General features: G+C 65.5%; 19 protein-coding genes. 13 read left to right on the top strand and 6 right to left on the bottom strand.

Annotated elements, in window-relative coordinates:
• Positions 1-33: 33 nt before the first annotated feature.
• The 7 genes from AC1DX5_RS16040 to AC1DX5_RS16010 all read left to right on the top strand — a co-directional run bounded on the left by AC1DX5_RS16040 (position 34) and on the right by AC1DX5_RS16010 (position 10,824).
• Entirely contained in the window at positions 34-2,328 is a 2,295-nt protein-coding gene (locus AC1DX5_RS16040; RefSeq protein ID WP_478016358.1) for a TonB-dependent receptor, read from the top strand.
• A gap of 32 nt (positions 2,329-2,360) precedes the next feature.
• A complete protein-coding gene (locus AC1DX5_RS16035; protein WP_478016357.1) occupies positions 2,361-3,215 on the top strand; it encodes an alpha/beta hydrolase in 855 nt (284 codons plus the stop codon).
• Positions 3,212-4,516 carry a family 1 glycosylhydrolase gene (locus AC1DX5_RS16030; RefSeq protein WP_478016356.1) on the top strand — a complete coding sequence of 435 codons (1,305 nt, stop codon included), beginning with the start codon at positions 3,212-3,214 and terminating at the stop codon, positions 4,514-4,516. Before AC1DX5_RS16035 ends, AC1DX5_RS16030 begins: the two co-directional genes overlap by 4 nt.
• On the top strand, positions 4,513-7,872 hold the full coding sequence (locus tag AC1DX5_RS16025; protein WP_478016355.1) for a glycosyl hydrolase: 3,360 nt from the start codon (positions 4,513-4,515) through the stop codon (positions 7,870-7,872). Before AC1DX5_RS16030 ends, AC1DX5_RS16025 begins: the two co-directional genes overlap by 4 nt.
• Positions 7,869-8,810, top strand: coding sequence for an alpha/beta hydrolase (locus AC1DX5_RS16020; RefSeq protein ID WP_465173025.1), 942 nt, complete (start codon positions 7,869-7,871; stop codon positions 8,808-8,810). The genes AC1DX5_RS16025 and AC1DX5_RS16020 overlap by 4 nt, the downstream gene beginning before the upstream one ends.
• Positions 8,807-9,295, top strand: a complete 489-nt coding sequence (locus AC1DX5_RS16015) for a hypothetical protein (RefSeq protein ID WP_465176482.1) — start codon at positions 8,807-8,809, stop codon at positions 9,293-9,295. Before AC1DX5_RS16020 ends, AC1DX5_RS16015 begins: the two co-directional genes overlap by 4 nt.
• A gap of 371 nt (positions 9,296-9,666) precedes the next feature.
• A complete protein-coding gene (locus AC1DX5_RS16010; protein ID WP_478016354.1) occupies positions 9,667-10,824 on the top strand; it encodes a 50S ribosomal protein L11 methyltransferase in 1,158 nt (385 codons plus the stop codon).
• A gap of 9 nt (positions 10,825-10,833) precedes the next feature.
• Here the strand turns inward: AC1DX5_RS16010 and AC1DX5_RS16005 are convergent, their stop codons facing one another.
• The 4 genes from AC1DX5_RS16005 to AC1DX5_RS15990 all read right to left on the bottom strand — a co-directional run bounded on the left by AC1DX5_RS16005 (position 10,834) and on the right by AC1DX5_RS15990 (position 15,366).
• Complete coding sequence (locus tag AC1DX5_RS16005) at positions 10,834-12,726, bottom strand: asparagine synthase-related protein (RefSeq protein ID WP_478016353.1); 1,893 nt, start codon at positions 12,724-12,726, stop codon at positions 10,834-10,836.
• Positions 12,727-13,148: 422 nt separating this feature from the next.
• Entirely contained in the window at positions 13,149-13,412 is a 264-nt protein-coding gene (locus tag AC1DX5_RS16000; protein ID WP_478016352.1) for a PqqD family peptide modification chaperone, read from the bottom strand.
• Positions 13,412-14,308 (bottom strand): sulfotransferase domain-containing protein, encoded by an 897-nt coding sequence (locus AC1DX5_RS15995; RefSeq protein WP_478016351.1) that lies wholly within the window; start codon positions 14,306-14,308, stop codon positions 13,412-13,414. The genes AC1DX5_RS16000 and AC1DX5_RS15995 overlap by 1 nt, the downstream gene beginning before the upstream one ends.
• Positions 14,305-15,366, bottom strand: a complete 1,062-nt coding sequence (locus AC1DX5_RS15990) for a hypothetical protein (RefSeq protein ID WP_478016350.1) — start codon at positions 15,364-15,366, stop codon at positions 14,305-14,307. The genes AC1DX5_RS15995 and AC1DX5_RS15990 overlap by 4 nt, the downstream gene beginning before the upstream one ends.
• 113 nt (positions 15,367-15,479) lie before the next feature.
• Here AC1DX5_RS15990 and AC1DX5_RS15985 point away from each other — a divergent pair, with 113 nt between their 5' ends.
• The 4 genes from AC1DX5_RS15985 (at position 15,480) to AC1DX5_RS15970 (ending at position 20,159) form a co-directional block, all read left to right on the top strand.
• Positions 15,480-16,481 (top strand): peptidyl-alpha-hydroxyglycine alpha-amidating lyase family protein, encoded by a 1,002-nt coding sequence (locus AC1DX5_RS15985; RefSeq protein WP_478016349.1) that lies wholly within the window; start codon positions 15,480-15,482, stop codon positions 16,479-16,481.
• A gap of 31 nt (positions 16,482-16,512) precedes the next feature.
• Positions 16,513-17,718, top strand: a complete 1,206-nt coding sequence (locus AC1DX5_RS15980) for a cobalamin-independent methionine synthase II family protein (RefSeq protein WP_478016348.1) — start codon at positions 16,513-16,515, stop codon at positions 17,716-17,718.
• A 535-nt stretch (positions 17,719-18,253) separates the two neighbouring features.
• On the top strand, positions 18,254-18,769 hold the full coding sequence (locus tag AC1DX5_RS15975) for a flavin reductase family protein (RefSeq protein ID WP_465173036.1): 516 nt from the start codon (positions 18,254-18,256) through the stop codon (positions 18,767-18,769).
• A gap of 76 nt (positions 18,770-18,845) precedes the next feature.
• On the top strand, positions 18,846-20,159 hold the full coding sequence (locus AC1DX5_RS15970) for a hypothetical protein (protein ID WP_465173037.1): 1,314 nt from the start codon (positions 18,846-18,848) through the stop codon (positions 20,157-20,159).
• On the opposite strand, the gene AC1DX5_RS15965 is transcribed toward AC1DX5_RS15970, so the two are convergent.
• The gene (locus tag AC1DX5_RS15965; protein ID WP_478016347.1) at positions 20,156-21,148 is read right to left on the bottom strand and encodes an adenosine kinase; all 993 of its coding nucleotides are present in this window, start codon (positions 21,146-21,148) and stop codon (positions 20,156-20,158) included. The two genes, AC1DX5_RS15970 and AC1DX5_RS15965, sit on opposite strands and share 4 nt — an antisense overlap.
• Before the next feature lie 350 nt (positions 21,149-21,498).
• On the opposite strand from AC1DX5_RS15965, the gene AC1DX5_RS15960 reads away from it, so the two are divergent.
• The gene (locus AC1DX5_RS15960; protein ID WP_478016346.1) at positions 21,499-22,374 is read left to right on the top strand and encodes an amidohydrolase family protein; all 876 of its coding nucleotides are present in this window, start codon (positions 21,499-21,501) and stop codon (positions 22,372-22,374) included.
• A 66-nt stretch (positions 22,375-22,440) separates the two neighbouring features.
• Positions 22,441-22,908 carry a YkgJ family cysteine cluster protein gene (locus tag AC1DX5_RS15955; protein WP_478016345.1) on the top strand — a complete coding sequence of 156 codons (468 nt, stop codon included), beginning with the start codon at positions 22,441-22,443 and terminating at the stop codon, positions 22,906-22,908.
• A gap of 9 nt (positions 22,909-22,917) precedes the next feature.
• Here AC1DX5_RS15955 and AC1DX5_RS15950 read toward each other — a convergent pair whose 3' ends face one another.
• Positions 22,918-24,267, bottom strand: a complete 1,350-nt coding sequence (locus tag AC1DX5_RS15950) for an MFS transporter (protein WP_478016344.1) — start codon at positions 24,265-24,267, stop codon at positions 22,918-22,920.
• Positions 24,268-24,308 lie beyond the last annotated feature (41 nt).

Raw genomic sequence — 24,308 nt, 5'->3', positions numbered from 1 at the left:
CACAAGACGCATCATGACAACAGGAGAGGCACCATGACACGATTCATTGCCGCAGCACTGACCACCACGAGCCTGATGGCGCTCGTCAGCCCCGCCGCCGCCCAGCAGGCGCCTTCGCCCGCGGAACAGGGCAGTACCGACCAGGCTGCCGAGGCCGATAGCGGCGCGATGTCCGACATCATCGTCACTGCGCAGCGCCGGCAGGAAAACGTCACCAAGGTTCCGATCTCGATCACCGTCGCCAATCAGGCGCAGCTCGAGCGGCAGCAGGTCAATACGGTCAACGACCTGAACCGGATAGCGCCCTCGCTGGAGATCCAGGCGGCGCCGGGCCAGAATACCGGCGGCGGCGGCACTATCCGCGGCATCGGCACCCAGACCTTTTCCGCGGGCGCAGTCGCCTCGGTCGGCGTGGTCGTCGACCAGGTCAGCCAGGGCAATGCCAATATCAGCGACCTGTTCGACGTTGCGCGGGTCGAGGTGCTGAAGGGCCCGCAGGGCACGTTGTTCGGCCTCACCACATCGGCCGGCGTCATTAACATCTCGACCAACGCGCCCGACCCGACTCACTTCAGCGCGCGGCTCCGCACCGAATTGTCGAGCGCCGGCTTTGCCGGATCGCAGTTCGGCAATCAGATCATCCAGGGCCTCGTCAACGTGCCGCTCAGCGAGAATGCGGCGTTGCGCGTGTCCGGCCTCGCCAATCTGCGCCAGGGCGTCAATCGCAACGCCCTGACCGGCCGGTTGAATGACAGCAATCGCTATGGCGGCCGCGCGCGCTTCCTGTGGAAGCCGACCGCCGATCTGACGGTCAATCTGATCGGCGATTACAGCGAGAGTCATTTCAACGGCGCCGGCGATTTCTTCACCTTCGTCAAGACCGGCGGGCCAGGGCCCTTCCTGGGCGGTGCGGGCTTCGATCCGCTGGGCATCACCGCCCGCCTCGCAAGCTGCGGCGTGACGCCGGGCGAAGGCAATCGGAACTATTGCACGAACCAGTCGGTCGTCGGTCGCAGCTCCAATTATGGCGGCTCGGGGCAGGTCGATTATGACGCCGGCCCGTTCACGCTGACCTCGATCACTGCCTATCGCGAAAGCCGCGAGCGCGGCGCCGGCGCGGCGGGCAACGTGTTCCGGGCCGATCCGCTCGAGCTCCAGGTCAATAATGGCGACGTACACCGCAATCTCAGCCTGTTCACGCAGGAATTCCGCGCTGCCTCGCCGGCCGACCAGTTTCTCGAATATACCGTCGGCGCCTTTTATTCGCGCCAGAAGCAGACGCGCACGCCGGAAACGCTGAGCGTCACGCTGATCCCGGCGCCCGGCGTCGCCATCCCGATCGTGCGCTCGCTGGGTGCCAATGACAGTATCGTGGATGAATCGCTGGCGGTGTTCGGGCAGGGGACGATCCACCTTACGCCGGAACTCCGCCTGATCGCGGGCGGTCGCTACACCAGCGCGAAGCTGTCGCTCGACCGGTATAATTTCGACGTGCCGGCCAGCCCCAACCAGGCCCAGCGGCTCAGCAGCGCGGTCGTGTCGTACCGTTTCGGCGCGCAATATAACCTGACCCCGGCGACCATGGTCTATGCAACGGTTTCGCGCGGCTTCAAGGGCGGCCAGATCGCGACGCCGTCGGCCCCGCTGACGCCTTACGTCGTGCGCCCTGAGATCCCGATGGTCTATGAAGGCGGCCTGAAGACCACGTTGTTCGGCGGCTGGGTGGCCGACATCAACATCTTCTACCAGAAGATCCGCGACTTCCAGGCGCAGCAATGCACCGTCGATGCGAACGCGGTCATCTCCTGCGTTCAGACCAATATCGACGGCGTGAAATCGCGCGGCGCGGAGATCAATTTCTTCGGCAGGCCGTTCGACGGCATGTCGCTCAACACCGGGTTCATCTACGCCAAGGCGACCTATCCGACCGGGTTCCTCGGCACTGACGGTACCAATCTCGGCGGGACTCAGCTGGCCTATGCGCCGAAGTACAAGTTCACCCTGTCGGGCGAATATGAGCATGCGCTGACCGGCGACTTCAAGGGCTTCATCGCCGCCGACACCGTCTGGAAATCGCGCCTGCGCTACGAGGCGAATTCGCGGATCGAGACGACCTTCCGCCCGCACTGGATGACGGGCGGCCGGATCGGCGTGCGGACCGAGGACGATCGCTTCCAGGTCGCAATCTTCGCGCGCAACCTGTTCGACGTCCACGAGCCCTCGCTGCTGCAGAGCGACTTCCCCTATAACGGCACCGCGAACATCGGGGCGATCTATGGTCCCCAGTCGTTCCGGCAGGTCGGACTGAGCCTCGACGGCAAATTCTGATCGCGAGAGTCTCGGGAGAGGAAGAGATGGCGATGCAACCGGCTTCGGACCGCGCCGCGCTGGCGGCGATGGGGCGCGTGCTGGGGCCGGATATCCTGGCCCGGGTCCACGCGCTCTATCGCGAAGAGCAGGACCGGCATGCCGCGGCGCACCCCGTCTCGGTGGCCGACCTGTCCTATGGCGACGATCCGCGCCAGACGCTCGACCTCTACGCACCGCCAGGAGGGGGCGCCGCCGCGCCCGTACTTCTGTGGGTGCATGGCGGCGGTTTCCTGCGCGGGGAGAAACGCAGCGCCGATCATCCGTTCAACGCCCATGCCGGGCGCTGGGCGGCGCAGAACGGCATGGTCGGGGCGGTGATGAATTACCGGCTCGCGCCCGACCATGGATGGCCGGCGGGCGGCGAGGATGTCGGGCACGCGGTCGACTGGCTGCGCGCGCATATCGCCGGGCATGGCGGCGATCCCGCGCGCATCGTCGCGGTCGGTACTTCGGCCGGCGCGGTGCATGTCGCCACGCACCTGCAATTGCGCGGCGGCGCAGGGCTGGCGGCGGCGGTGCTGCTTTCCGGCCTTTACGGGTTCACGCCGCTGGATGAACGAGACTCCCTCTATTACGGCGCGCCCGATCTTTACCCGGAACGCCGACCGCTCGATGCAGTGGTGGCGACGACGCTGCCACTGCTGGTTGCCGGCGCCGAATATGATCCGCCGCGATTCCAGGCGGAATTCCTATCGCTGCTCGCCGCCCGGCTGGAGCGCCACGGCATCATGCCCCGGGCCTATATCGCCTCGGGCCACAATCATTTCAGCCTCGCCTATCATCTCGGCGGCAGCGACACGCGGCTCGCCGATGAGATCCTTGCTTTCATCGGAGAAGTCGCATGACGCTCGACCGCCGCACCTTCCTCGCTGCTGCCGGCGCGGCCCTGGCCACGCCCGCGCTGGCGCAACGCACGCCGTCAAATGCTTATCCCAAGGGCTTCATCTGGGGCGCCGCCACGGCCGGGCACCAGGTCGAGGGCAACAACGTCAACAGCGACGTGTGGTTTCTGGAGAATGTGAAGCCGAGCGTGTTCTCGGAACCGTCGGGGGACGCCGACAACAGCCTCGAACTGTGGCAGGCCGATCTCGATCTGGTGAAGGTGCTCAATCTCGGCGCCTATCGCTTCAGCCTGGAATGGGCGCGGATCGAGCCCGAGCCCGGGCTGTTCTCGATCGCCATGCTCGATCACTACAAGAGGATCATCGAGGGATGCCGCGCGCGCGGCATCCGGCCGATGGTGACCTATAATCACTACACCACGCCCTTGTGGTTCGCGAAGCAGGGCGGGTGGCTCCACCCCGACTCGCCGCAGCTCTTCGCCCGCTTCTGCGAGCGCGCCACGCGCCATCTCGGTGCCGGCATCAGCCATGCGATGACGCTCAACGAGCCCAATATCATGCGCATCCTGCGCTATGTCCTGCCGCCTTTCGTGCTCGACCTGCAACGGCAGATGCTCGATGCCGCTGCGAAAAAGGCCGGCGTCGCGAAGTTCACCGCCGGCAATGCGGTGAACGCCGAGGACGTCGATGCGATGACGACCAACATGATCGCCGGACACAGGCAGGCGCGCGCCGCGATCAAGGCAGTCCGCCCCGACCTGCCGGTCGGCTTCACCCTGTCGATGTTCGACGACGAAGCGGTTGGCCCGGTTGCCAAGCGCGATGCCGCGCGCAAGGAACTCTATGCCGCCTGGCTCGAGGTGGCGTGCGACGACGACTTCATGGGCGTGCAGAATTACGAGCGCGTGCTGTGGGGCCCCGAAGGCCGCCTGCCGCCGGCCAGGGGCGCGACGGTCAACGCGATGGGCGGCGAGATCTACGCGCCCTCGCTCGCCAACGCGGTGCGTTATGCCTCTTCGCAGATCGGCAAGCCGATCATCGTCACCGAGCATGGCGTGTCGACTGACGACGACACCATCCGCGCCCGCCTGATCCCCGCCGCGCTGGCCGAACTGCACAAGGCGATGGGCGAGGGCGTGCCGGTGCTGGGCTATGTCCATTGGTCGCTGATCGACAATTTCGAATGGATCTCGGGCTATAAGCAGCATCTCGGTCTGGTGGCGGTCGACCGCACGACCTTCAAGCGCACGCCGAAGCCGAGCGCTGGCGTGCTCGCCGCCATCGCTCGCCGGAACGCGCTGTGAAACGCGGCCTGCTGGCCGTTTCGCTCGCTGCGCTGGCCATTGCCGGCGCCGCTTCGGCGCAGGACGCACCCGCCCCGACGGGCGACGCGCTGGCGGAGGGCTTTCGCGATCCGCCGGTCAGCGCCCGTCCGCGCGTCTGGTGGCACTGGCTCAACGGCAACATCACCGAGGACGGGATCACGCGCGACCTCGAATGGATGAAGCGCGTCGGCCTGGGCGGCGTGCAGACCTTCGATGCCTCGCTCGGCACGCCCCAGGTGGTGAAAGACCGCATCGCCTATATGACCCCGGCGTGGAAGGCGGCTTTCGCGCATGCCGCAACCACGGCGGACCGGCTGGGCCTGGAACTGGCGATTGCCGCTTCGCCCGGCTGGAGCGAAACCGGCGGGCCATGGGTGCCGTCCGCCGACGCGATGAAGAAGCTGGTGTGGAGCGAGACCGAGATCGTCGGCGGCAAACCGTTTCGCGGGCGCCTGTCCGCGCCGCCCGGCGTCACCGGGCCTTATGGGTCGACACCCTTCTTCGATCCGCTCGCGGCCTTTACCGGTGAGAAGGCGAACGCTGCGCCCCAGGCGTCGGGTGAAATCGCGGTGCTTGCCTGGCCGGTCGCGGCACCTGGTGCCGCACTTCCCCGCGCCACCAGCCAGGCCGGCGATACGCTCGACGTAGCGGCGCTTTCCGACGCACGCGAGGAAACGACCGTCGCGATTCCGCGCGGCGCGGCCGCTGCGGTTCCGGCGATCACTTTCGCCTATCCGGCGGCGCAGACCGTTCGGTCGGCGACTTTGTTCCTGCCCAATGCCGTCCCGCCGTTCGGCGACCCGGAATTCCTGCCGGTGCTGGAAGCGGAGACCGGGGCGGGGTGGAGCCCGGTGGCGAAGCTCCCGCTCGGGAATGTCCCGACGACATTGGCGTTCGCGCCGGTGACGGCGGCGCGTTTCCGCGTCGTCTTCGCGGCCAATGACGGCCCGAAACAGGTCGGCCTCGCCGCTCCGGCGCCGGGCGCGGTGGTGAGCGGAGTCTTCCCGACCGGACCGACCCCGCAGACCGTGCAGATCGGCACATTGCGATTGGCCGGCGATGCCCGGATAAACCGGTTCGAGGCCAAGGCAGGCTTCGCTACGGTGCCCGATTATTATGCGCTCGGCGGTGACGCGCCGGAGCTGGACGGCGTCGCGCCCGACAAGGTCGTCGACCTGACCGGCCGGATGCGGCCGGACGGCACGCTCGACTGGACGCCGCCGCCGGGCCGCTGGCGCGTGGCGCGGCTTGGCTGGTCGCTGCTCGGCACGACCAATCATCCCGCCTCGCCCGAAGCGACCGGGCTCGAGGTCGACAAATATGACGGCGCGGCGGTGCGTCGCTACATCACCACCTATCTCGATACCTATGGCGCGGCGATCGGGCCGGATGGCAAGGGCGTGGACGCGCTGCTGACCGACAGCATCGAATCCGGCGACGCGAACTGGACGCCGCAGCTGCTCGATCGCTTCAAGGCATTGCGCGGCTATGACCCCCGGCCCTGGCTTCCCGCGCTGACCGGCGCGGTGATCGGGTCGCGCGCGAAGAGCGATGCCTTTCTCTACGATTATCGGCGCACGCTCGCCGACCTGCTCTCCAGCGAGCATTACGGCACCATCGCCACGGTGGCGCATGAGCGCGGCCTGAAGCTCTATGGCGAGGCGCTCGAAAACGGCCGGCCGCAGCTTGGCGACGACATGGCGATGCGCGCGCATACCGATGTGCCGATGGCAGCAATGTGGGCGTTCGGAAAGGACGGCGCGCCGCGCCCGACCCTGGTCGGCGACATCATGGGCGCGGCCTCGGTCGCGCATGTCTATGGCCAGAATCTGGTCGCGGCGGAATCCTTCACCGCCTCCTTCTCGCCCTGGGCGTTCGCCCCGGCCGATCTGCGCCGCGTGGCCGATCTGGAATTCGCACTGGGCGTCAACCGGCCGGTGATCCATACCTCGGTGATGTCGCCGATGGACGACAAGGAGCCGGGGCTGAGCCTCGCGATCTTCGGACAATATTTCAATCGCCACGAAAGCTGGGCCGAGATGGCGCGGCCCTGGGTCGATTACCTCGCGCGGTCGAGTTTCCTGCTGCAGCAGGGCCGGCATGTCGCCGATATCGCCTATTTCTACGGCGAGGAGGCGCCGCTGACCGCGCTGTTCGCGGATCGCGCGCCCGCCGATCTGCCGGTCGGTCGCGGGGTGGATTTCGTCAATGCCGATGTTCTTGCCGGCAAGTTGCGGGTCGAGGGCGGCGACCTCGTCGCGGCGCGCGGGGCGCGCTATCGGGCGCTCTATCTCGGCGGCAGCAGCCAGCGCATGACCCTGGCGACGCTGCGACGCATCGCGGCGCTGGTCGAAGCCGGCGCGACACTGGTCGGCGACGCGCCGACAGGCTCGCCGTCGCTCGATGACGATAAGGCTGAAACGGCCGCATTGATCAAGCGGCTCTGGCCCGGCGGCGGCGAGGCGCGAGTGGGGCAGGGCCGCGTCATCACCGGCCGAGATCCCGGCGCGGCGCTCGACCGGGCGGGGATCGGCTCCGATTTCACCTATGCCGGCGCCAACGGCACCGACCTGCTGTTCCAGCATCGCGCGCTTCCCGATGGGGAGATCTATTTCCTCGACAACCGCACGCAGCGCGAGATGCGGATCGACGCCCGGTTTCGCGTGACCGGCAAGGCGCCCGATATCTGGCACGCCGACACTGGCAAGGCCGAACCTTTGTCCTTCCGGACCAGTGGCAACCAGACGATCGTGCCGCTGACCATCGCGCCGGAGGAATCGCTGTTCGTGGTATTCCGCCGCCCTGCATCAGGCGGCGGTGCGACGATCGCGCCACCGGTCCTGCGCACCATCGCGACTGCGACCGATCCATGGAAGGTCGCTTTCCAGACGAAGCGCGGCGCGCCCGCCGGTACCGTCCTCGAGAAACTGGCGCCGCTCAATAAGCAGGCCGATCCCGGCATCCGCTATTTTTCCGGCGTGGTGACCTATGAGAGCAGCGTCGTCCTGCCGCGTACCGTCGGAAACGGCCGGTTGTGGGTCGACCTCGGCAAGCTGGGGGACGTCGCTGAGGTGCGGGTCAACGGAACACCGGTCGGCACCGTCTGGCAGGCACCCTACCGGGTCGACGTCACCGCAGCCGCCCGTCCGGGCAGGAATCAACTCGAGATTCGCGTCGCCAACCTTTGGGTGAATCGCCTGATCGGTGACGTCCAGCCGGGCGCCACCAAGGTAACCTTCACCGCCGCGCCGACCTATCAGCCCGACGCGCCGCTGCGGCCATCCGGGTTGATCGGGCCCGTCACCATCCTGACCGAAACGAAGGGAACGCCATGAACTTTCTCGCCAAGGCCGTCGCCGTCCTTCTCGCTATCGTGCCGCTTGCCGCTGGTGCTCAGCCGCGCTTCGAGCTTGCGCGGATCGCGACGCCCGACCAGCCGGGTGCGATCCCGCTTTATCCTGCCGGATCGCTGCCCGCCGGAACCACGACCGAGCGCTGGGGCCGCCTCACCGCCCAGATCGATCCTGCCACGCGGATGGACGGGCGGATCGCCCGGAACGTCACCGTGCCGACGATCGTCCCGGTGTTGCCCGCGCCGGGCAAGGCAACGGGTGCCGCCGTGATCGTCGCACCTGGCGGGGCGTTCCTGTCGTTGTCGATGGACACGGAGGGCTATCAGGTTGCGCAACGCTTGGCCGATCGCGGCATCGCGGCGTTCGTGCTCAAATATCGCACCAATCCGGTCCCGGACGACGAGCAGGCCTTCATGCAGACCGTCGGCCAGGTGATGGGCGAGGCAGCCCGGCCCGGTGGAACGCAATCGATCAGCGACCCCTTCGCGCCCGCCGATGCACTACAGGCGCTGCGGTTGATCCGCAGCCGCGCCGCTGAATGGCATATCGACCCCGCCCGGGTCGGCATGATCGGCTTTTCCGCCGGCGCGATGACCGCGCTGCAAGCGGTATTGACCGGTACCCCGGCCGATCGCCCGGCGTTCATCGGTTATATCTATGGCCCGATGTCGACCATCGCGGTGCCGGCCGGCGCGCCGCCGATGTTCGCCGCGATCGCGATGGACGACGGACTGTTCTCACGCCAGGGCTTCGGCATCGTCGAGGCATGGCGCTCCGCGCGCGTGCCGGTGGAGCTTCACGCCTATGAACGCGGCGACCATGGCTTCGGTGCTGGGCGGCCCGGGACGACCACCGTGCAGGTCCTTCCGGAATTCGTGACCTGGCTTCAGGCACGCGGGCTGCTCGGCACGCAACGATGAACCAGGCGGTCCGACGCTATGTTGCGGTCGAGGCAGCGGTCGGCGCCGTGATCAACGGGCTGCTCAGCCTGGCCTTCTGCTTCCTGCTTTTCGGTGGCCAGAGCCATGTGCCGGTGGGCGGCACCGGCGGCTTGATCCTCGACGCCGTGCCGCAAGGCGTGATGATCGCGCTGATGTCAGCGGTCGTGCCGACGCTGATCACGCACAGGCGCCTGGCGCGGGGTGGCTTGCCGGGCCTTGTCGACGAGCCACCCTCACGCCGCAACGGCCTGCGCCGTGCGCTGCTGATCGCCGGCGCGGCTGCATCGCTGTCGTTCCTGATCAATGCCGCTTTTCTGTCGATCGGCCCGTCGGTCTGGCCGTTCGGCACCGTGGCCATCGCCAAGACGCTATATGGCGCCCTGCTCGGGGCGATCGTGTCGGCCGTGGCGACTAGAGCAGCTTGCAGTACATCAGAGCCACCAACACCCGTTCGTCCTGAGTAGCCGTCGAGTAGCCGCGTAGCGACGTGTTCGATTCAAAGTTCCATCCCGTCATGCCACCGTCCCCGGATGCAGGACCGCAGCATGGAACCACCTCCCGCCGGACAGTCGAGTCGACTGAATCGACGCGCCCTGTCTGGCGATGAGCTGCGCCCTGTTATCGCTGCCTGCCCGCCCTGTTCCGCAGGAACAGGGCAAACGCCCAATAAAGACCTGAAATCTCCCGGAAATATCTCCAACAAAGTTGGAGGTAACAGGGCGAGAGAAAAATCGCCGCCCTGTTCCTCCCCGTTATGCCTTGGCGGGCCCGAACAGCTCGCGCCCGCCGACGATCGTGCGCTGCGTCTTCGCCTGGGGGGATCGCCTCGGGCGCGATGGCGATGGGATCGGCGTCGAGCACGGTGAGGTCGGCGATAGCCCGGGCGGAAGACATCGATCCGCTCGACGCGCGCGATGAATCGCGGCAAGGTCAGGCGATGGGAAATCGCGAGGACGGGCTGGCGGCATTGCTGTCCAAGGCGGAGGGCAACCCGGCGGCGATGATGCAGCTGGCGAACCTGATGCGCAAAACCGGTCAGGTCGAGCAGGCGGTTGCCTTGTGCCGCAGGACATTGGCGCTGGTGCCGGACGACGCGGAGCTGGCGGCACGCGCGCGCGCCCTGCTGAGTGGAGACGTGCCGAACTGGCACTTCACGATCGTGGCGGATGCGGCGCGCAACGCGGCGTATGACGCCGCGCTGCGCCGGGCGATCAGACCCGGGATGCGCGTGCTGGAAATCGGCACCGGCACCGGCATTCTCGCGATGATGGCGGCGCGCGCCGGTGCCGCCGAAGTGGTCAGCTGCGAAATGAATCCCATGGTCGCCCATGCCGCGCGCGGCATCGTCGACGCCAATGGCTATGGGGATGTGGTGCGCATCTTTTCCGGCCATTCGGACAAGCTCACCCTGGAGGAGCTGGGCGGGCACGCTGACCTTCTGGTGTCGGAGATCGTCAGCAACAATCTGCTGGGCGAGGATGTGCTGCCAGCGCATGAAAAGGTGGTGCGCGACCTGATGAAGCCCGGGGCGCAGGTGATCCCTGCTCGCGGCCGTGTGCGCGTGGCGCTGGCGGAGGATGTTCGTGGCGAGACCGGGCGGATGCATATGGTCGACGGCTTCGACCTGTCGCTCTTCAACGATCTGCGCGCATCTGCTCGGGCGCGTTCGGTCGGCAGCGACCGGATAGAATTGCGCAGCGAGCCCAGCGATCTTTTCGACTTCGATCTGGGTTCCGGGAGCTTCTGTACGCCGGCGAGAGCCAGGACAAGCGTTCGCGCGGCGGGCGGGCGCGTCAACGGCGTCGCGCAATGGATCGCGCTCGATATGGACGACGACACGCAATATGAGAACCGGCCCATGCCTGGCGCCACCTCCTGCTGGGACATGATGTTCCATGCCTTGCCGATGATCGACACCGCGCCTGGGCAGGCGATGTCGATCGCCGGATCGCATGACCGTCACAATCTCGCGATCTGGATCGATCGGCCGTAGCGACGGCGGTTATTCGTTTCCGCGTTCGACCCAGCGGATGAACTGCCCGACATGGACGGCGCGATCCAGCGCCAGGCGGTAGGCCGGCATATGCTCCTCCGCCGCGCGCGTGTCGCCGGGCCAGTCGGCCATCAGCTGCTTCAGGCGCGGCATGTCCACCAGCCGGCTGGCCAGCGGGGAGGCCTCGAGCCGCTCGACCGCCGCTTCGATCAGCGGCCGGCGCGCATTCAGCGATTCGAACCAGTTGGGTGATTGCTCGCCCTTCCTGGTTTCCTCGAGAATCTCGCGCGGCAGGCGGTCGGCAAACAGCTGGCGCGCATACCAGCGGGGCACGCCGTCCCGCAGGAACAGGGTTTCGGGAATGGTGAGGGAAAATTCTATCAGCTCGCGATCGCCATAGGGATCGCGCGTTTCGAGGCTGTTGCCCTGCATCGCGAGGTGATCGCGGGAAATCTGCAGCTGGTCGAAGATCTGATGGGCGCGCAGCTGGGCGCTGGTACCGCGCGTGCTGTAGGTGGGATCGAACCCGTCGTCCCGCCATTGTCGGGGCAGGTCGAGCGACTGGACGACATCGGGGTTGAGCAGGCTGAACCGGCTGACGTCCTCCGGTTCGCGCCCGCGCAGGCGTTGGAAGACGCGGTGCAGGCCGGGCGGCAGCAGCGGGACCAGCCCCTGCCGCACCACGGTGCGCGGCAGGTTGTCACCGGCGCCCCGCGCCAGCGCGCGCGCCTGTCGCGCCAATTCCAGCCAGCGGCCTTGCCGCGCCAGTGACGACAGGCAAAACCGTCCATCCCAGCTGAACGTCAGATTGCCCATGGTCCCCGTCAGCGCCACACGGTGGCCGTGCCGGACGAGCGTGTCCTGAATGCCGCTGAACCAACCCAGATTGTCCACGTTGCGGCAGGGCATGGGCATGACGGTCTGGAAGAAGCGCGTGGGATCGGCCTGCATCGGATGGGCGGCCCGCGGCGCTACCAGCGTCAGGCGCAGCGTCGGATGCAGGCGCTCCAGCGCCATGACCTTGTCGCTTTCGTCGAGGTACCGATGGTCGCGCACCGACCGGTCGAGCCCGGGCGGCGGAACGCCGCAATAGCAATCGAGCTCCGCCGACCCGAGGCGCGCGGCGGTGGCGGCCACCGCGCTGGAGTCGAAGCCGCCGCTGACGCAGATCGCCACGCGCGGCGTGTCGCGCAGAACGCGTGCGACTGCGCGGTCCATCAATTCCCGCCCGCGCGCGATATAGTCTTCGTCGCGCGTGAAGGGCGGCGCTGCGCCCAGCCGCGGGCTCCAGTACTGCCGCTGGGCAATGCCCCCAGGTGAGATGCGCACCACGGTGCGCGACGGCACCCGGTTGACGCCGCGATAGAATGTCGCCTCGCGTTCGCGGTGATTGAGTGCCAGGAAGTTTGCCAGCAGCCGCTCGTCGAGGTCGCATGGTACGTCGGGCAAGGCCAGCAGCGTACCCAGATGCGAGGCAAAGACCACGAAGCCCTTGCCCGCATGGTAGAAAAGGGCGCGCCCGCCGGTGCAGTCGCGGGCAAGGGTCAGCGTTCGGCCGGCTTCATCCCAGTGCGCCATGGCAAATACACCGAGCAGCTGCGCGAGCCCGGCGTCGCCGCGCCGCTCGAAGATCGCGCGCATGCAGGCCGCTTCGCCGCCGCGCGACGACACACCGGCTGCGGCAGCGATATCGCCGAGATTGTCGAGCCGGCTGTCCGCCGCGAACTGCGCTCCTGTCCGCGGCTCACCCGCTGACGCGACCTGAGCGAAAACGGCATGCGCGGTGCGCTGGAAATGCACTCGCCCGCGCTGTCGCTGACCCAGGGCAGAGGCGAGCGCCGCTTCCTGCCGTTCCGAGATGGATGCGCCGTCAAATCGAATCAGGCCGGCAAAGCTCGTCATGCAGGTTCCGGCAAGCCCCTAGCGCTGGCCCGCAACGGCGCCCACTGCTGCGATCATGGTGAACGGCCTGAAGTGCGACGCCGGGCCTCGGACGACCTGCTCAGGTTCAAAAAGCCCGACAGGGCAGTATTGCGGCGACCTACGAACCGGAAGAAGCGTACATATCAGCGCCGTTATTGAAGATTCCTTGAGTCTCCACGAATTCAGTGGTGACCGCAATTGGCGTTTGCCAAGGCGCGCGGGCGGGAACTTCGATCCTACCTGCTTCTTCTTTTTCAACAGCCTGCATAGTACCCCTTATATCGCGCGTTGACGCAAACAGATCCAGCGGGCTGAAATAGATCGGCCAGACGAACCGCCATCGCCTGCCTTTTGTCGTGGCATCTTCGTACCATGCGCATCCGGCCCGAACAATCGCTGAGTCAGGTGCGCAACACCGCGCCCTTGCGGACGAGGGTGTCCAGGAACGCCTGAGTCTCGGCGCGGCAGATTTCGGGCGTCACGTCGAAATCCCGGACCAGTATCGCACACAGCGTTTCCAGTTCATGCGGCTCGGCCAGCAGGTCCCAGATTCGCGCGCCCATCACATTGAGACCCACATAGGTGCCGGTCTCCACGCTCATCATCACGGTTTCGCCATTCGCCTCGGCGCAAATCCATTCGCCCGGCCCGCGTGTCATCATCATCAGGATTGCCCGACCTTCCGGTGTGGCGGAGGAGAGAAGGTCAGGTCATAGCCGATGGTCGCCATCATCGGCCCGTGCGCCAACTCGATATCGCGCGTCTGGCGAGGGGTCAATTCGTCCCGCCACGCGCCGGCCTGGCCGCGTCTGAAGAAGGCAGTGGCGTTGCGTGCCGTCTCGCGAAACCCGGTTCGCGCCTCCAGCGCCTGCAGCGAGGCGAAATTCGCCATCCGGACGGCGCGTTCCACCTGCTCTTGTGTGACCGTACGTCCGGCGAACGCCATTGCGTCGCGCAGAATGCGCGCGGTATCCTGCCGGAGATCTTCGAACCGGACCAGGTGCAGCGCGATGTCGCGCTGGCTCAGCCAGCCAGCGACATGATCGCTCCAGCGACCCAATTGTTGATACAGGTGGCGCGCCAGGCCGCCAGGCCTGTCGCCGAAGGCGGCGTCCGGACTGTCGAGAAACGCGATGGCCTCGTCGAGGCCGATCTGCTTGTGATCCGCCAGCGACGGCGCCACGTCGCGTGGGTCGCGGACGATGAGGATGGCGCCCTTCGCCCCGCGCGCGCCAGCGAGCAGTGGCTCGCCCTGCGGTGTGAGCGAATAGGCGTCGTGCGTCTTGACGAAGTGCGTCGCGAGCGGGGTGTCGTGATCGCCCATGTCAGGATCGGGGCGCTCGTGAATCCGCGGCCGCAGATATTCGATTTCGCCGCGGGTCAGGATACCGGAATCGATCAAGGTCGCGTCCTCGAACGGCGCGCGTGCGCTGGCGATGGGTGTGCCCAGGCGATTGATGTCGAGCGTGTCGCCGGGTTCGAGATCGAGGCAGTGGATGAGGATGCGAAACCAGGTGTTGCCCGACTTGGGATAGGACGCCAGCCAGACCCGGTTGGTCACGCGAGCAGCCCGTGTTCGCGCCAATGCCGCTCCAGTCCGCCGACAATGTCTGAGATGCCCGCAAAGTGTTTCTGGCGGGTAAGCAGGAAGACGCCCGCACTTTTGGAGATTGCCATCGCGGACTGGAGATAGAGCGATTTCTGATTCATCGCCGCGACCAGGAAGGGACGATAGGCATTGGCGATGATAGCGTGCGCGGCGTCCGCGATGTTGAGTCTTGCGATGCCGCTCTGCCGCGACGGTTCCGCTTCACGGAGCATGTAAACCGCGCCGATCGGCAGGGTTTCGCCGATCGAGGATCGCGGCGTGACATAATGTTTGGACAGGCCGTTACGCACCGGAGCCCCAAGGCGGTCGGCCAACCCCAGCGCATCGGCGGCCTCTTGCCAGAGCTTCAGCTGCCGGCCGTCGCTGTGGGTGACCGGCACGTCCTCGCCATCGCGCCCGATGACGCTGATATCGTCGTTGAGCAGCGGATAGCCGATAGTGCCGAGTGCCGCCGCCATGGTGGACTTGCCCGCCCCGGACGCCCCGCAAAACAGCACGGCCTTTCCACCGACATTGACCGCGCTGGCATGCAGCACGGTCTGCCGGCGCTGGTGCAGCAGAATGCCGAACACCGTCCCGGTCACGAAAACGGCGATGTCGGAAGTCCGTTCCTGATCGCAGGGTTCGAACATGATGTCGCGTCCCTCCAGCAGCAGGAAGCGCGCGACGCCGGGTACGCGCAACAGGAAATGATCCCCGGCGATCTCCCAGGTAGGACCGACAGCGTCGGCATGCGGCAATGTCTGCGGTACCGATCCGCGCCGGATATGAATATCCGCCGCGGACGCGCTTGCCGTCACGGGTGTCATTTGCGGTAACGGAAGATCGCTGCCAACCGCCAGCCCCGCAATCCTGAAATACTGCACGGCGGTCTTCTTTGCTGATCTGGGGGCGAACCCTTGTCGAATAGCGTGGGCGTGTCGCGGCGGATAGCCACGCTCATGCTGTGCATTGATTCTTCGAACGCGATACCGCGTCTGCAAGGCTCGATTGCTCTTGTCATATGGCATTCGCTATATACAAACGGCCTGGCAGCGATATATGTCAGCCTGGCTTAGGGGCGAACGGGCGTCTAGGTCCGGTTTGATATCCGATGGGGAGCGAAATGCCTTTAGTGGCCACCATGGCAGCACCCGCATTCGACGTGGTCGCGGATTGGGAAAAGCTACCTCAGGGCATGTCGCATCGCGATGTCACTGGGGTCGCGGTGGATTCGCGGGACCGCGTCTATCTGTTTGCGCGCTTTCCGCACCGTATCATCGTATGCGAACGCGACGGCACCTTCATTCGCAGCTGGGGTGACGACATCTTTTCGATGGCGCATGGCCTGACGATCGGCCCGGATGATCGGGTCTATTGCGTCGACAATGGCGACCATAGCATCCGGGTCTTCACGCTCGACGGCACGCCGATCATGACGTTGGGCGTGCCTGGTCGTGCTTCCGATACAGGATACGACCCCAAGCCACCCTATGATGTCCATGCCTGCGAATGCATCCGCTACCCGGGCGGACCGTTCAATCGTTGCACCAACCTGGCGGTCTCCCCGAATGGAGAGCTTTTCGTCGCGGACGGATACGGCAATTGTCGGGTGCACCGCTTCACTTCCGGCGGCGACCTTATTCAATCCTGGGGCGAGATCGGTACGGGTCCCGGCGAATTCCATCTGCCGCATGGCATTGCTTGCGACGCAGATGGTCGCGTGCTGGTCTGCGACCGCGAGAACGACCGAATCCAGATATTTTCGCCCGACGGCGCGTATCTCGATCAGTGGACCGATATCCAGCGGCCGTGCGACCTCGCCATCGATTCCGAGGGTCTCGTCTATGTCGCCGAGCTCTGGCGGCCCAAGGGAAAAAAAAGCTTCGTTCACGGCGAAATGCAGGAAGATCACCCAGGCCGCGTGAGCGTCCTTGCTCCCGATGGTCGTGTCCTTGATCGCTGGGGTGGTTCGTCCCAGGCGCGTCACACGCCGGGCAATTTCATCGCGCCGCACGGCATTGCCGTCGATAGCCATGGCGACGTCTATGTCGCGGAAGTGCCCTATAGTTTCGCCATCCGTCCAGGCTGGATTCCAGAGGCTCATGGCGACCACCAGATCCAGAAATTCGTCCGCCGGAAATGATCCGGCGAGACCGCCAAAGGAGAGATGTAAAATGCGGCGTTCCACCGATCATATCCTGACGACTCATGGCGGCAATCTGCCGCGCCCGGCTGACCTGGACGCCTTGCTCGCAGATGCCGACGCCAATCGGGCCGCGATCCAGACACGGCTGCCGGTGGCCGTGCGTGAAGTCGTCGAGAAGCAGATCGAATGCGGCGTCGATATCATCAATGACGGTGAATATGTGAAGGCCGCCAACATGGGCAGCTACACCAGCTACATCGCCGCGCGCGTGACCGGCTGGGAGACACTCCCGCGCGACGCTGATACGCCCTCGAAGCGCGCCGGCCCGGGCGAGCGTGACCGGCTCGACTTTCCGGGTTTCTACGAGTCCGGCCTGTGGTTCGCCGGCGCCGGCGGGCCGGTCCGTCCCGGTTTCATGACGCCCGGCAACAAGCCGCAAAAACCGACCAAGGAAAAGGTCTGCACCGGCCCCCTGACTTATATCGGCCATGCCGAGATCGCGAAGGACATCGACGCGCTCAAGAGCGGACTCGCAGGCAAAAGCGATGTCGATGGCTTCATCGCGGCATTGGGGCCGCTCAGCGCCGGCGCAGGCGCGCGAAACGCCCATTACCGCGATGAGCGTGACTATATGATGGCGGTCGCCGAAGCGATGCGCCAGGAGTATAAGGCAGTCACCGATGCAGGGCTGATCGTCCAGATCGATGAGCCGGAATTCGCGACAAGCTGGATGTTCTACCCGGAATGGTCGGTCGAGCAGTATCGCGACTATCTCGAATTCGCGGTTGAAGTGATCAACCACGCGCTCGAAGGTCTGCCGGAGGAGCAGGTTCGCTTTCACATGTGCTGGGGCAGTGGTCATCGCCCACATGTCCATGACATCGAATTCAAGAATATCGTCGATCTCATGCTCAAGGTGAACGCCCAGTGTTACACCTTCGAAGCCAGCAACGTCCGCCATGCGCATGAATGGCGCGTCTGGGAGGATGTCAAACTTCCCGCGGGCAAGATCATCTGCCCCGGCGTGGTCGGTCATATGACCGATCTCGTCGAGCATCCCGAACTCGTCGCCGAGCGGCTGGTCAATGTCGCCAAGCTCGTCGGCATGGAGAATATTCAGGGCGGCACCGACTGCGGAATCGGCTCGCGCGTCGGGCATCCCGAGGTCGTGTGGGCGAAGCTGTCCGCGATGGCCGAGGGCGCTGCGATCGCGACAAAGAAGCTCAAGGGTTGAGGTAATCACGGTGCGGCAGGGCCTTGCCGCACCGCCCGACCCCAGGCGAGAAAGCAGCGCGCCGGATGCGACGACATTTCGGTCTGAAATCAGGCCGAATCAAATCTGATAGGCCATGTTCTGACTCACGAGACTGACAACATAGAGATGGGCCTCGCTCGGCGGCATATCCGCGGTCGTGGAGGGGGCCAATCCAGGTGTCGGCATCTCGCCGGCACATGGCATAAGCCAGCCAGGTTAGTGAAGTTTCGTCACCTTTCATGCTTCGGCGGTATCAATCGTTCGAGCACAAAGAATTGGACGCAGGGTGTCCAGGGCAACACTCTGCTAGTCAAATCATAGTCAAAAATGACGAATGGAGAGCGATGCAGGTCGCAAGCTTTGGTCGCGCCGCGATAGGCCGACCTGCCCTGATTCACGCCAGAGGTGCGGCGCAGCGTCTCGCCAAGGCTGCACCCCGGTCGCGGGAGGCGCTGTGCGCAATGTCGCATGAGCCATCCGCGCCGTGCATCGTCGGCAGGAGAGGGCAGCGCGCATGATCGAGCTGGGAATGGCCGCGTCGGCACCGCTGAATGCCGTTGAGCAGCTGCGAAACGGGCTTCGCAGGCTGGGTAAAGCCGCCGCGGTGGTGACGTGCTGGCACGAGGGGAAGCGCTGGGCGGTGAGCGCGACCGCGGTGAGCGAACTCAGCATGGATCCGCCATTGCTGCTCATTTGCGTCGACAGAAGTGCTGGCCTTTGTGCGCCGCTCGTGGCGGGACTTAATTTCTGCGTCAACATCTTGCGCGCCGATCAACGCAGCGTGTCGCTGGCATGCGGTGGCGACGCTGAAGGCGAGGCGCGGTTCAGCGAGGGGCAATGGGGCTCGGGAGCGTGCGGGTCGCCTTATCTGCGCGAGGCGCAGGCCAATTTCTTCTGCGAATACGAAACCCATTTCGATTTTGGCAGCCACGCCGTCGTCATCGGCGCGGTGCGAGAAGCGGACTCGTGGGGCGAGCCTGATCCGCTGATTTATGTCGATGGCGACTATGCAGGCGTGGTCAGGTTTTGATCGGGCAGCACAGAATATAATGGATGATACCCAAGCCCTTCTCGTGCAAATCGAACACGCCTGCCGGCGCCTGAAGATGGCGCAGTCGACTTTCGGCCGGCTGGCCGTCAACGACGGCAAACTGGTCTCCCGGCTGCAGGAGGGTGGCCGCGTAACCGTCCAGACGGTGGAGCGCGTGCATCGTTTCATCGAAAATCAGAACGGTGCTTCGGCAAGCGCGTTGCGCGCGGGGATCAAGGGCCTTCGCGCCGAGGTCCGGCCCGAGCACAATTTTCGTTTCTATGACAACCGCCAGAAATATCTGATGTTCGTCAACACGACGAACGAGAAACAGATCATCGCGGATCGCGCGGTCCGCGAGCTTTCGGATACCCAGCCCGTTCCACCCGCCATCCGCCTGTTCGACGGTGGCGCGGGCGACGGCACCGCCCTGGCGCGCATGCTGCGCGGGCTTCATCGCCGTCATCCCTGGGTACCCTTTTATGTCGTCGCCAAGGAGATCAGCATGGAGAATATCCGTCTGACTCTCGAGAAGATGCCCGATCGGCTGCGCGAGCATCCCGGCACCGTCCTGGTGCTCACCAACCTAAAATATGCCGAAGCGCCGACGCTCCAGCCCGACACGCCTGCCGGCGCGAGCGCGATGGTGTGGCACGAAGTCGGCCTGGATGGAACGTCGGCGGGCCAGTTCGAAGAGCAGATCCAGCAGCTCGATCCGTTTCTCGCCAGGCACTGGCAGGCGAGCATCGCGCCGAGCGGCAATCCGATGTACAAGACGCCGACGGTGCTCGTGCTGTATCGGAGCGATCATCATTTCATGCTCGATCCGATCATCCCGCGCCGCGGCTATGCCCAGGCCGATTTCGATTTCGTGCTCCTGTCGCAGCCCTATCGCGCCCACGCGCCGCTTGAATTCAAGACCTCGCGGGTGGTGACGCCCCTGGTCAAGGCGCTTCGCGCGAATGGTAGACTGATGGGAGTCCATAGCCACGGCAACGATCCCGGGCTGGAGATCATCCGCGCGATCTGGCCGAACGAGAATCCGTTCCAGACCAGCCGCCAGGCGATCATGGATGCGGTCAGAAGCGAATTGGGTTCTTCGGCGCGCGACTATCATTTCCAGGCATTGTCCGATGAGGAGGCGCTATTTCGCTACGACATCCGGACGCTGCCGACCGAGATCGACGAGCACACGCCGATCGGCAGCTCGACCTTGTTCGCGGCGTGGAACGCGGCCAGTTACGTTGCTCAGATCGAGGACGGGCGGTTCGCCAAGGCGATCTCCAACGACCAGTATCTCGAGGCGACGCGTGAAGTGCTGCAGCGCCACCAGGGACTGTGGTTCAACGACGAGATCTATCTGATCTCGCGCCGCGCGCGGCTCAACTAGGCGGTGTTGGCCGACAGGAACGCCTTCAGGTCGGCCTGCGGCCTCGCGCCGACATGCCCGATGACTTCAGCGGCGGCCGCACAGCCGAGGCGCCCGCATTCTTCAAGCGCCAGTCCGTGGCTGAGGCCGTACAGGACGCCTGCCGCATAGAGATCGCCCGCGCCGGTCGTGTCCACGACGGTGGCCACGCCCGCTGCCGGGACCTCGACCATGCCGTTCCCATCGATCAGCAATGCCCCGGCAGCGCCCCGGGTTACCGTGACGATCTCGACATGCCGCGCGGCAATGCGCGCAGCCGAGACGACGTCGTCGACGCCATAAAGCGCGCGAATTTCATCCTCATTGGCGAACAGGATGTCGATATGGCCATCGATCAGGTCGAGAAACTCGTCGCGGTGGCGATGGACGCAGAAGCTGTCGGAGATGGTCAGCGCTACCTTGCGGCCCGCAGCGCGGGCGAGCGATGCCGCCTTGCGGAACGCGGCCTTGGCCGGCGGCTGATCGAACAGATAGCCTTCCAGATAGATTATCCCAGCCGAGGTGACGAGCACCGGGTCGATATCGTCTTCGTCCAGCCCGACACAGGCGCCGAGAAAGGTGTTCATCGTCCGCTCGGCGTCGGGCGTCACCAGAACCAGGCACCGCGCCGTCGCAGGACCGCTGGTGGTTGCTGGAGTGGCAAACCGTACGCCGAGCGCACCAAGATCGTGGCGGTAAATGTCGCCGAGCGCATCGTCGCGCACCTTGCCGATAAAGGCACCGGTTCCGCCAAACGCTGCCACGCCGGCAATGGTATTGCCCCCCGAGCCACCCGAGATTTCGATGCCCGGGCCCATCGCTGCGTAGAGGCGTTCAGCACTGTCTTCGTCGATGAGCGCCATGCTGCCCTTCGCCATCCCTTGCTGGTCGAGGAACGCATCGCTGGCATTTGCAATGACGTCGACGATCGCGTTGCCGATGGCGAGGACGTGATATTGGGGAGGCTGCATTCTTGTCTCCTGGACAGACGAAACAGGGCATGAAGGCGCTGGATAAAGTCGATGATCGTTATATAAAGACGAACGGCGTTCAACAAGGCGCATGTGGAGACGGGGAGGGCGATGACTGGTTTGAGCGGATCACAAGGGGAGGGCGCATCGTGCCCGTTCTGTGGCGCCGCGTGGAGCGATGCGATGCTGGCCCAGTTCGACCGCTTCTCCATTCCGTCGAGCTGCGCGTGCTGCGGCGGTGCGCCCGCGCTTCATTCCACCTCCGTCCCACTGCCTGTCGAAGACCTGTGCTGCACGGCATGCGGCCGGGCGATCTACCGCGGGTTCGCCGCCAATGAAGGGTCCGTTTCTTGAAAAGCGCAGACTTCGACATCATCGATGCCCAGATCCACCAGCCCGCGCCCCCGGTGCCGTTCGGCGACGATGTGCCCGAGGGAGCGAAGCTGGCCGTCAATGTCGAATTGGCGCGCGAGGCGATGGACAGCACGGGCGTCGACGCGACATTGGTGGTCGCGGCCCTGCCCTATATCCAAGCCTGCGTGGCACGCTACCCCGGGCGATTCATCGGGGTGGAGACGTTCAGCGCGACGGGTTCGGATCTGGCTGCCGCCGTCGAGCGCGCACGCGGCGACAAGAGGCTGGCGGCGGGCCGACTGCTCGTTTCGGATTTCCGGACGACCGACTTGTCCGGCGCCTTCGCCAGCGGCGCCATGGATCCGGGCTTCGCGGCGGCCGAAGCGGTGGGGTTGCCGCTTTTCCTGTCCACGCACGGCCAGTCCGCGGCGATGCGCCCGGTGATCGAGCGGCATCCCGATTTGACGATCATCATCGATCACCTTGGCCTCAGTCAGCATCCGGTGTCGCCCCCCAGGGACGATCCCTGGGATCGCATCGATGATCTCCTTTCCCTTGCCGAGTTCGACAACGTATCGGTGAAACTATGCGGCCTGCCGTTGCTGTCGGACCAGGCCTATCCATTCGCCGATGTGTGGCAAAATCTCCACCGGGTGATCTCCGCGTTCGGCCCCGAGCGGCTGATGTGGGCGAGCGACTACACGCGACTGCGCATGGCAAGGGCTGGCGGTCCGTTGCGTAACCGTGGTTGCCTGTACAGCGAGAGCCGGGACATGCTGCTCCACAGCGGCGAGATCGATCGAGAAGCGAAGGCCGCGATCTTCGGTGGCACAGTCAAGCGCGTGCTGGGATGGCATCCGGCAGCCGAGTGATGCCGCGCAATTGCCCCTGCGCCCGCCAGGGTGGCCGGCGCATGCGCGGTTGTCGGGGAGGGGACAATGAGCGAGGCGCGTGATCAGAACGCCATTCCTTGCGACGGCTGCACGGAGTGCTGCAAGTCCGAACAGGTGATCTTGCGCCCCGAAGCAGGCGATGATCTTTCGACATTCGACTTCGAATATATCGGCAGCGCGCTCTATCCCGGGCAGCGGGTGCCCGCGCTCAAACGCGATCCGCGCACCGGGAATTGCGTCTATCTGCAGGCCCAGGGCTGCGCGATTCATGACCGCGCCCCTGCGATTTGCCGGCGCTTCCATTGTGCCCGGACATTCAAGGCCCTCGGGCGCATGTCGCGCGCCAAGCGCGACGCCTTATGGGCGCGCGGCGACGTGCTGGAGGAAAAGATCGTCGAGCGCGGTCGCGACCGCTATCGGTTGGCGCAGGCGCTCGGGCTGGACGACGCACTTGACGTCGAGATGCAGATCGTCGCTTTCGAGGCGCTGGCCAGCGCGCCTCGTCCGAGGTGAGCAACGAACCTAGTGCGCAGCGGCATGCCTGCCCGGGCTGAGCGGGTAGATCGTCAGCAGAATCCAGATGACTACTCCCGCCAGAGCCAGCGGTGCGGCCAGGAGGAAGAAATAGCCAATGGCGCCGAGCTCATGCTCCAGCGCCAGCGCGCCGTACATCGGCCCGACAATCGAGGCGGCGCGACCCGCGCCATAAGCCCAGCCGACGCCGGTGGCACGATTGCGGGTGGGATAGAGTGTCGACGCAATCGAGGCGAGGCCGGCGTGTGCGGCGTGCTGGGCGAGCGCGTTGAGCGCGAGGGCTGCGAACATGCCCCAGCCTGGCGCGAACAATCCCATGCCGATCGCTGCACCGGCCGCGACGATGAAATAGGACGGGACGATCGCCTTGAAACCGAACCTGTCGATCATGAGGCCGATCGTCAGCATGCCGGCCGCGCCGAAGCCAGTGCCGATCGCAGTGGTGAGGCCTACCTGACCCCAGCCCAGGCCAATGATGTCGTGGAACACTGTGGTTTTCCAGACGGCTGCGCTGATGAAGCCGAAGCTGCTCACGAAGCTCAGCCAGAGCAGCACCGTGGGTAGCGCGAGGCCCGGCTGGAACAGGTCACGGACCAATCTCAGGCTGCTCGCGCGCTTTTCCTGCGCGGCGGGCCGCGCCAATATCACCGGTTCGCCTTCGTTCTCCGGCATCAGGGCAGTGACGATTGCCTGCAGTCGGGGGTCGTCCGGATTGCGCGCCGCGAGAAACTTGGGCGATTCGGGCAGGTACAAATAGATCAGCGGGAGCAGCAACAGCGGCATCCCGGTGCCGATCCAGAAAGCGATATGCCAGCCATAGGGCTCCAGCAGGAACGCCTGCATCGCTGAGCCTAGCAGCGCGCCCGGCATCGAGCCGGCGAGCACGACGGTCACCATCGTTGCGCGTTGGCGCGCCGGCGCCAGCTCCGAGGCGAGGGCGACCATATTGGCAATCACCGAGCTCGCGAACATGCCGGTCAACAGCCGGCAAACGGCAAGTGCCCAAATACTGTCGGTGAAGATCGTCACGAAGCAGCTTGCCGCCACGGCGAGGAGACACAGCATCAGCAGCCGTCGGCGCCCGATCTGATCAGCGAACGGCGCGATCAGAAAGGCGCCGAGCACCATGCCGACCTGCTGCATCGACAACACCCAGGTGAGCGCCGTCCGCGCGACGCCGAACTGGTCGGATATCTTGGGAAGCACCCAACTCAGCACGCCGAGATCGAAGCCGTCGACCAGCATCGCGAGCGCGCCGATTACCATCACGCGCACGTGGAAGGGACGGAACTTTACGCCATCGAGGAACGCGTCGATTCCAATCGTCGGTCGGTCCACGCGCGGCCCCCTCATGCTTTATCCGGCCGGCCTCGACGGGC

The sequence above is a fragment of the Sphingomonas sp. P2_B6 genome (genome assembly GCF_056404755.1).
Note: the sequence above shows the minus strand (reverse complement) of the source record. Positions and strands in the feature narration are given on the sequence as shown.

Coding starts and splice junctions, on each gene's coding strand:
- AC1DX5_RS15990 (WP_478016350.1), bottom strand. CDS start 15,366: ATGCCATATGACAAGAGCAATCGAGCCTTGCAGACGCGGTATCGCGTT.
- AC1DX5_RS15980 (WP_478016348.1), top strand. CDS start 16,513: ATGCGGCGTTCCACCGATCATATCCTGACGACTCATGGCGGCAATCTG.
- AC1DX5_RS15970 (WP_465173037.1), top strand. CDS start 18,846: ATGGCGCAGTCGACTTTCGGCCGGCTGGCCGTCAACGACGGCAAACTG.
- AC1DX5_RS16005 (WP_478016353.1), bottom strand. CDS start 12,726: ATGACGAGCTTTGCCGGCCTGATTCGATTTGACGGCGCATCCATCTCG.
- AC1DX5_RS16000 (WP_478016352.1), bottom strand. CDS start 13,412: ATGATGATGACACGCGGGCCGGGCGAATGGATTTGCGCCGAGGCGAAT.
- AC1DX5_RS15955 (WP_478016345.1), top strand. CDS start 22,441: ATGAGCGAGGCGCGTGATCAGAACGCCATTCCTTGCGACGGCTGCACG.
- AC1DX5_RS16035 (WP_478016357.1), top strand. CDS start 2,361: ATGCAACCGGCTTCGGACCGCGCCGCGCTGGCGGCGATGGGGCGCGTG.
- AC1DX5_RS16040 (WP_478016358.1), top strand. CDS start 34: ATGACACGATTCATTGCCGCAGCACTGACCACCACGAGCCTGATGGCG.
- AC1DX5_RS15975 (WP_465173036.1), top strand. CDS start 18,254: ATGATCGAGCTGGGAATGGCCGCGTCGGCACCGCTGAATGCCGTTGAG.
- AC1DX5_RS15985 (WP_478016349.1), top strand. CDS start 15,480: ATGGCAGCACCCGCATTCGACGTGGTCGCGGATTGGGAAAAGCTACCT.
- AC1DX5_RS16020 (WP_465173025.1), top strand. CDS start 7,869: ATGAACTTTCTCGCCAAGGCCGTCGCCGTCCTTCTCGCTATCGTGCCG.
- AC1DX5_RS16030 (WP_478016356.1), top strand. CDS start 3,212: ATGACGCTCGACCGCCGCACCTTCCTCGCTGCTGCCGGCGCGGCCCTG.
- AC1DX5_RS16010 (WP_478016354.1), top strand. CDS start 9,667: ATGGCGATGGGATCGGCGTCGAGCACGGTGAGGTCGGCGATAGCCCGG.
- AC1DX5_RS16015 (WP_465176482.1), top strand. CDS start 8,807: ATGAACCAGGCGGTCCGACGCTATGTTGCGGTCGAGGCAGCGGTCGGC.
- AC1DX5_RS15965 (WP_478016347.1), bottom strand. CDS start 21,148: ATGCAGCCTCCCCAATATCACGTCCTCGCCATCGGCAACGCGATCGTC.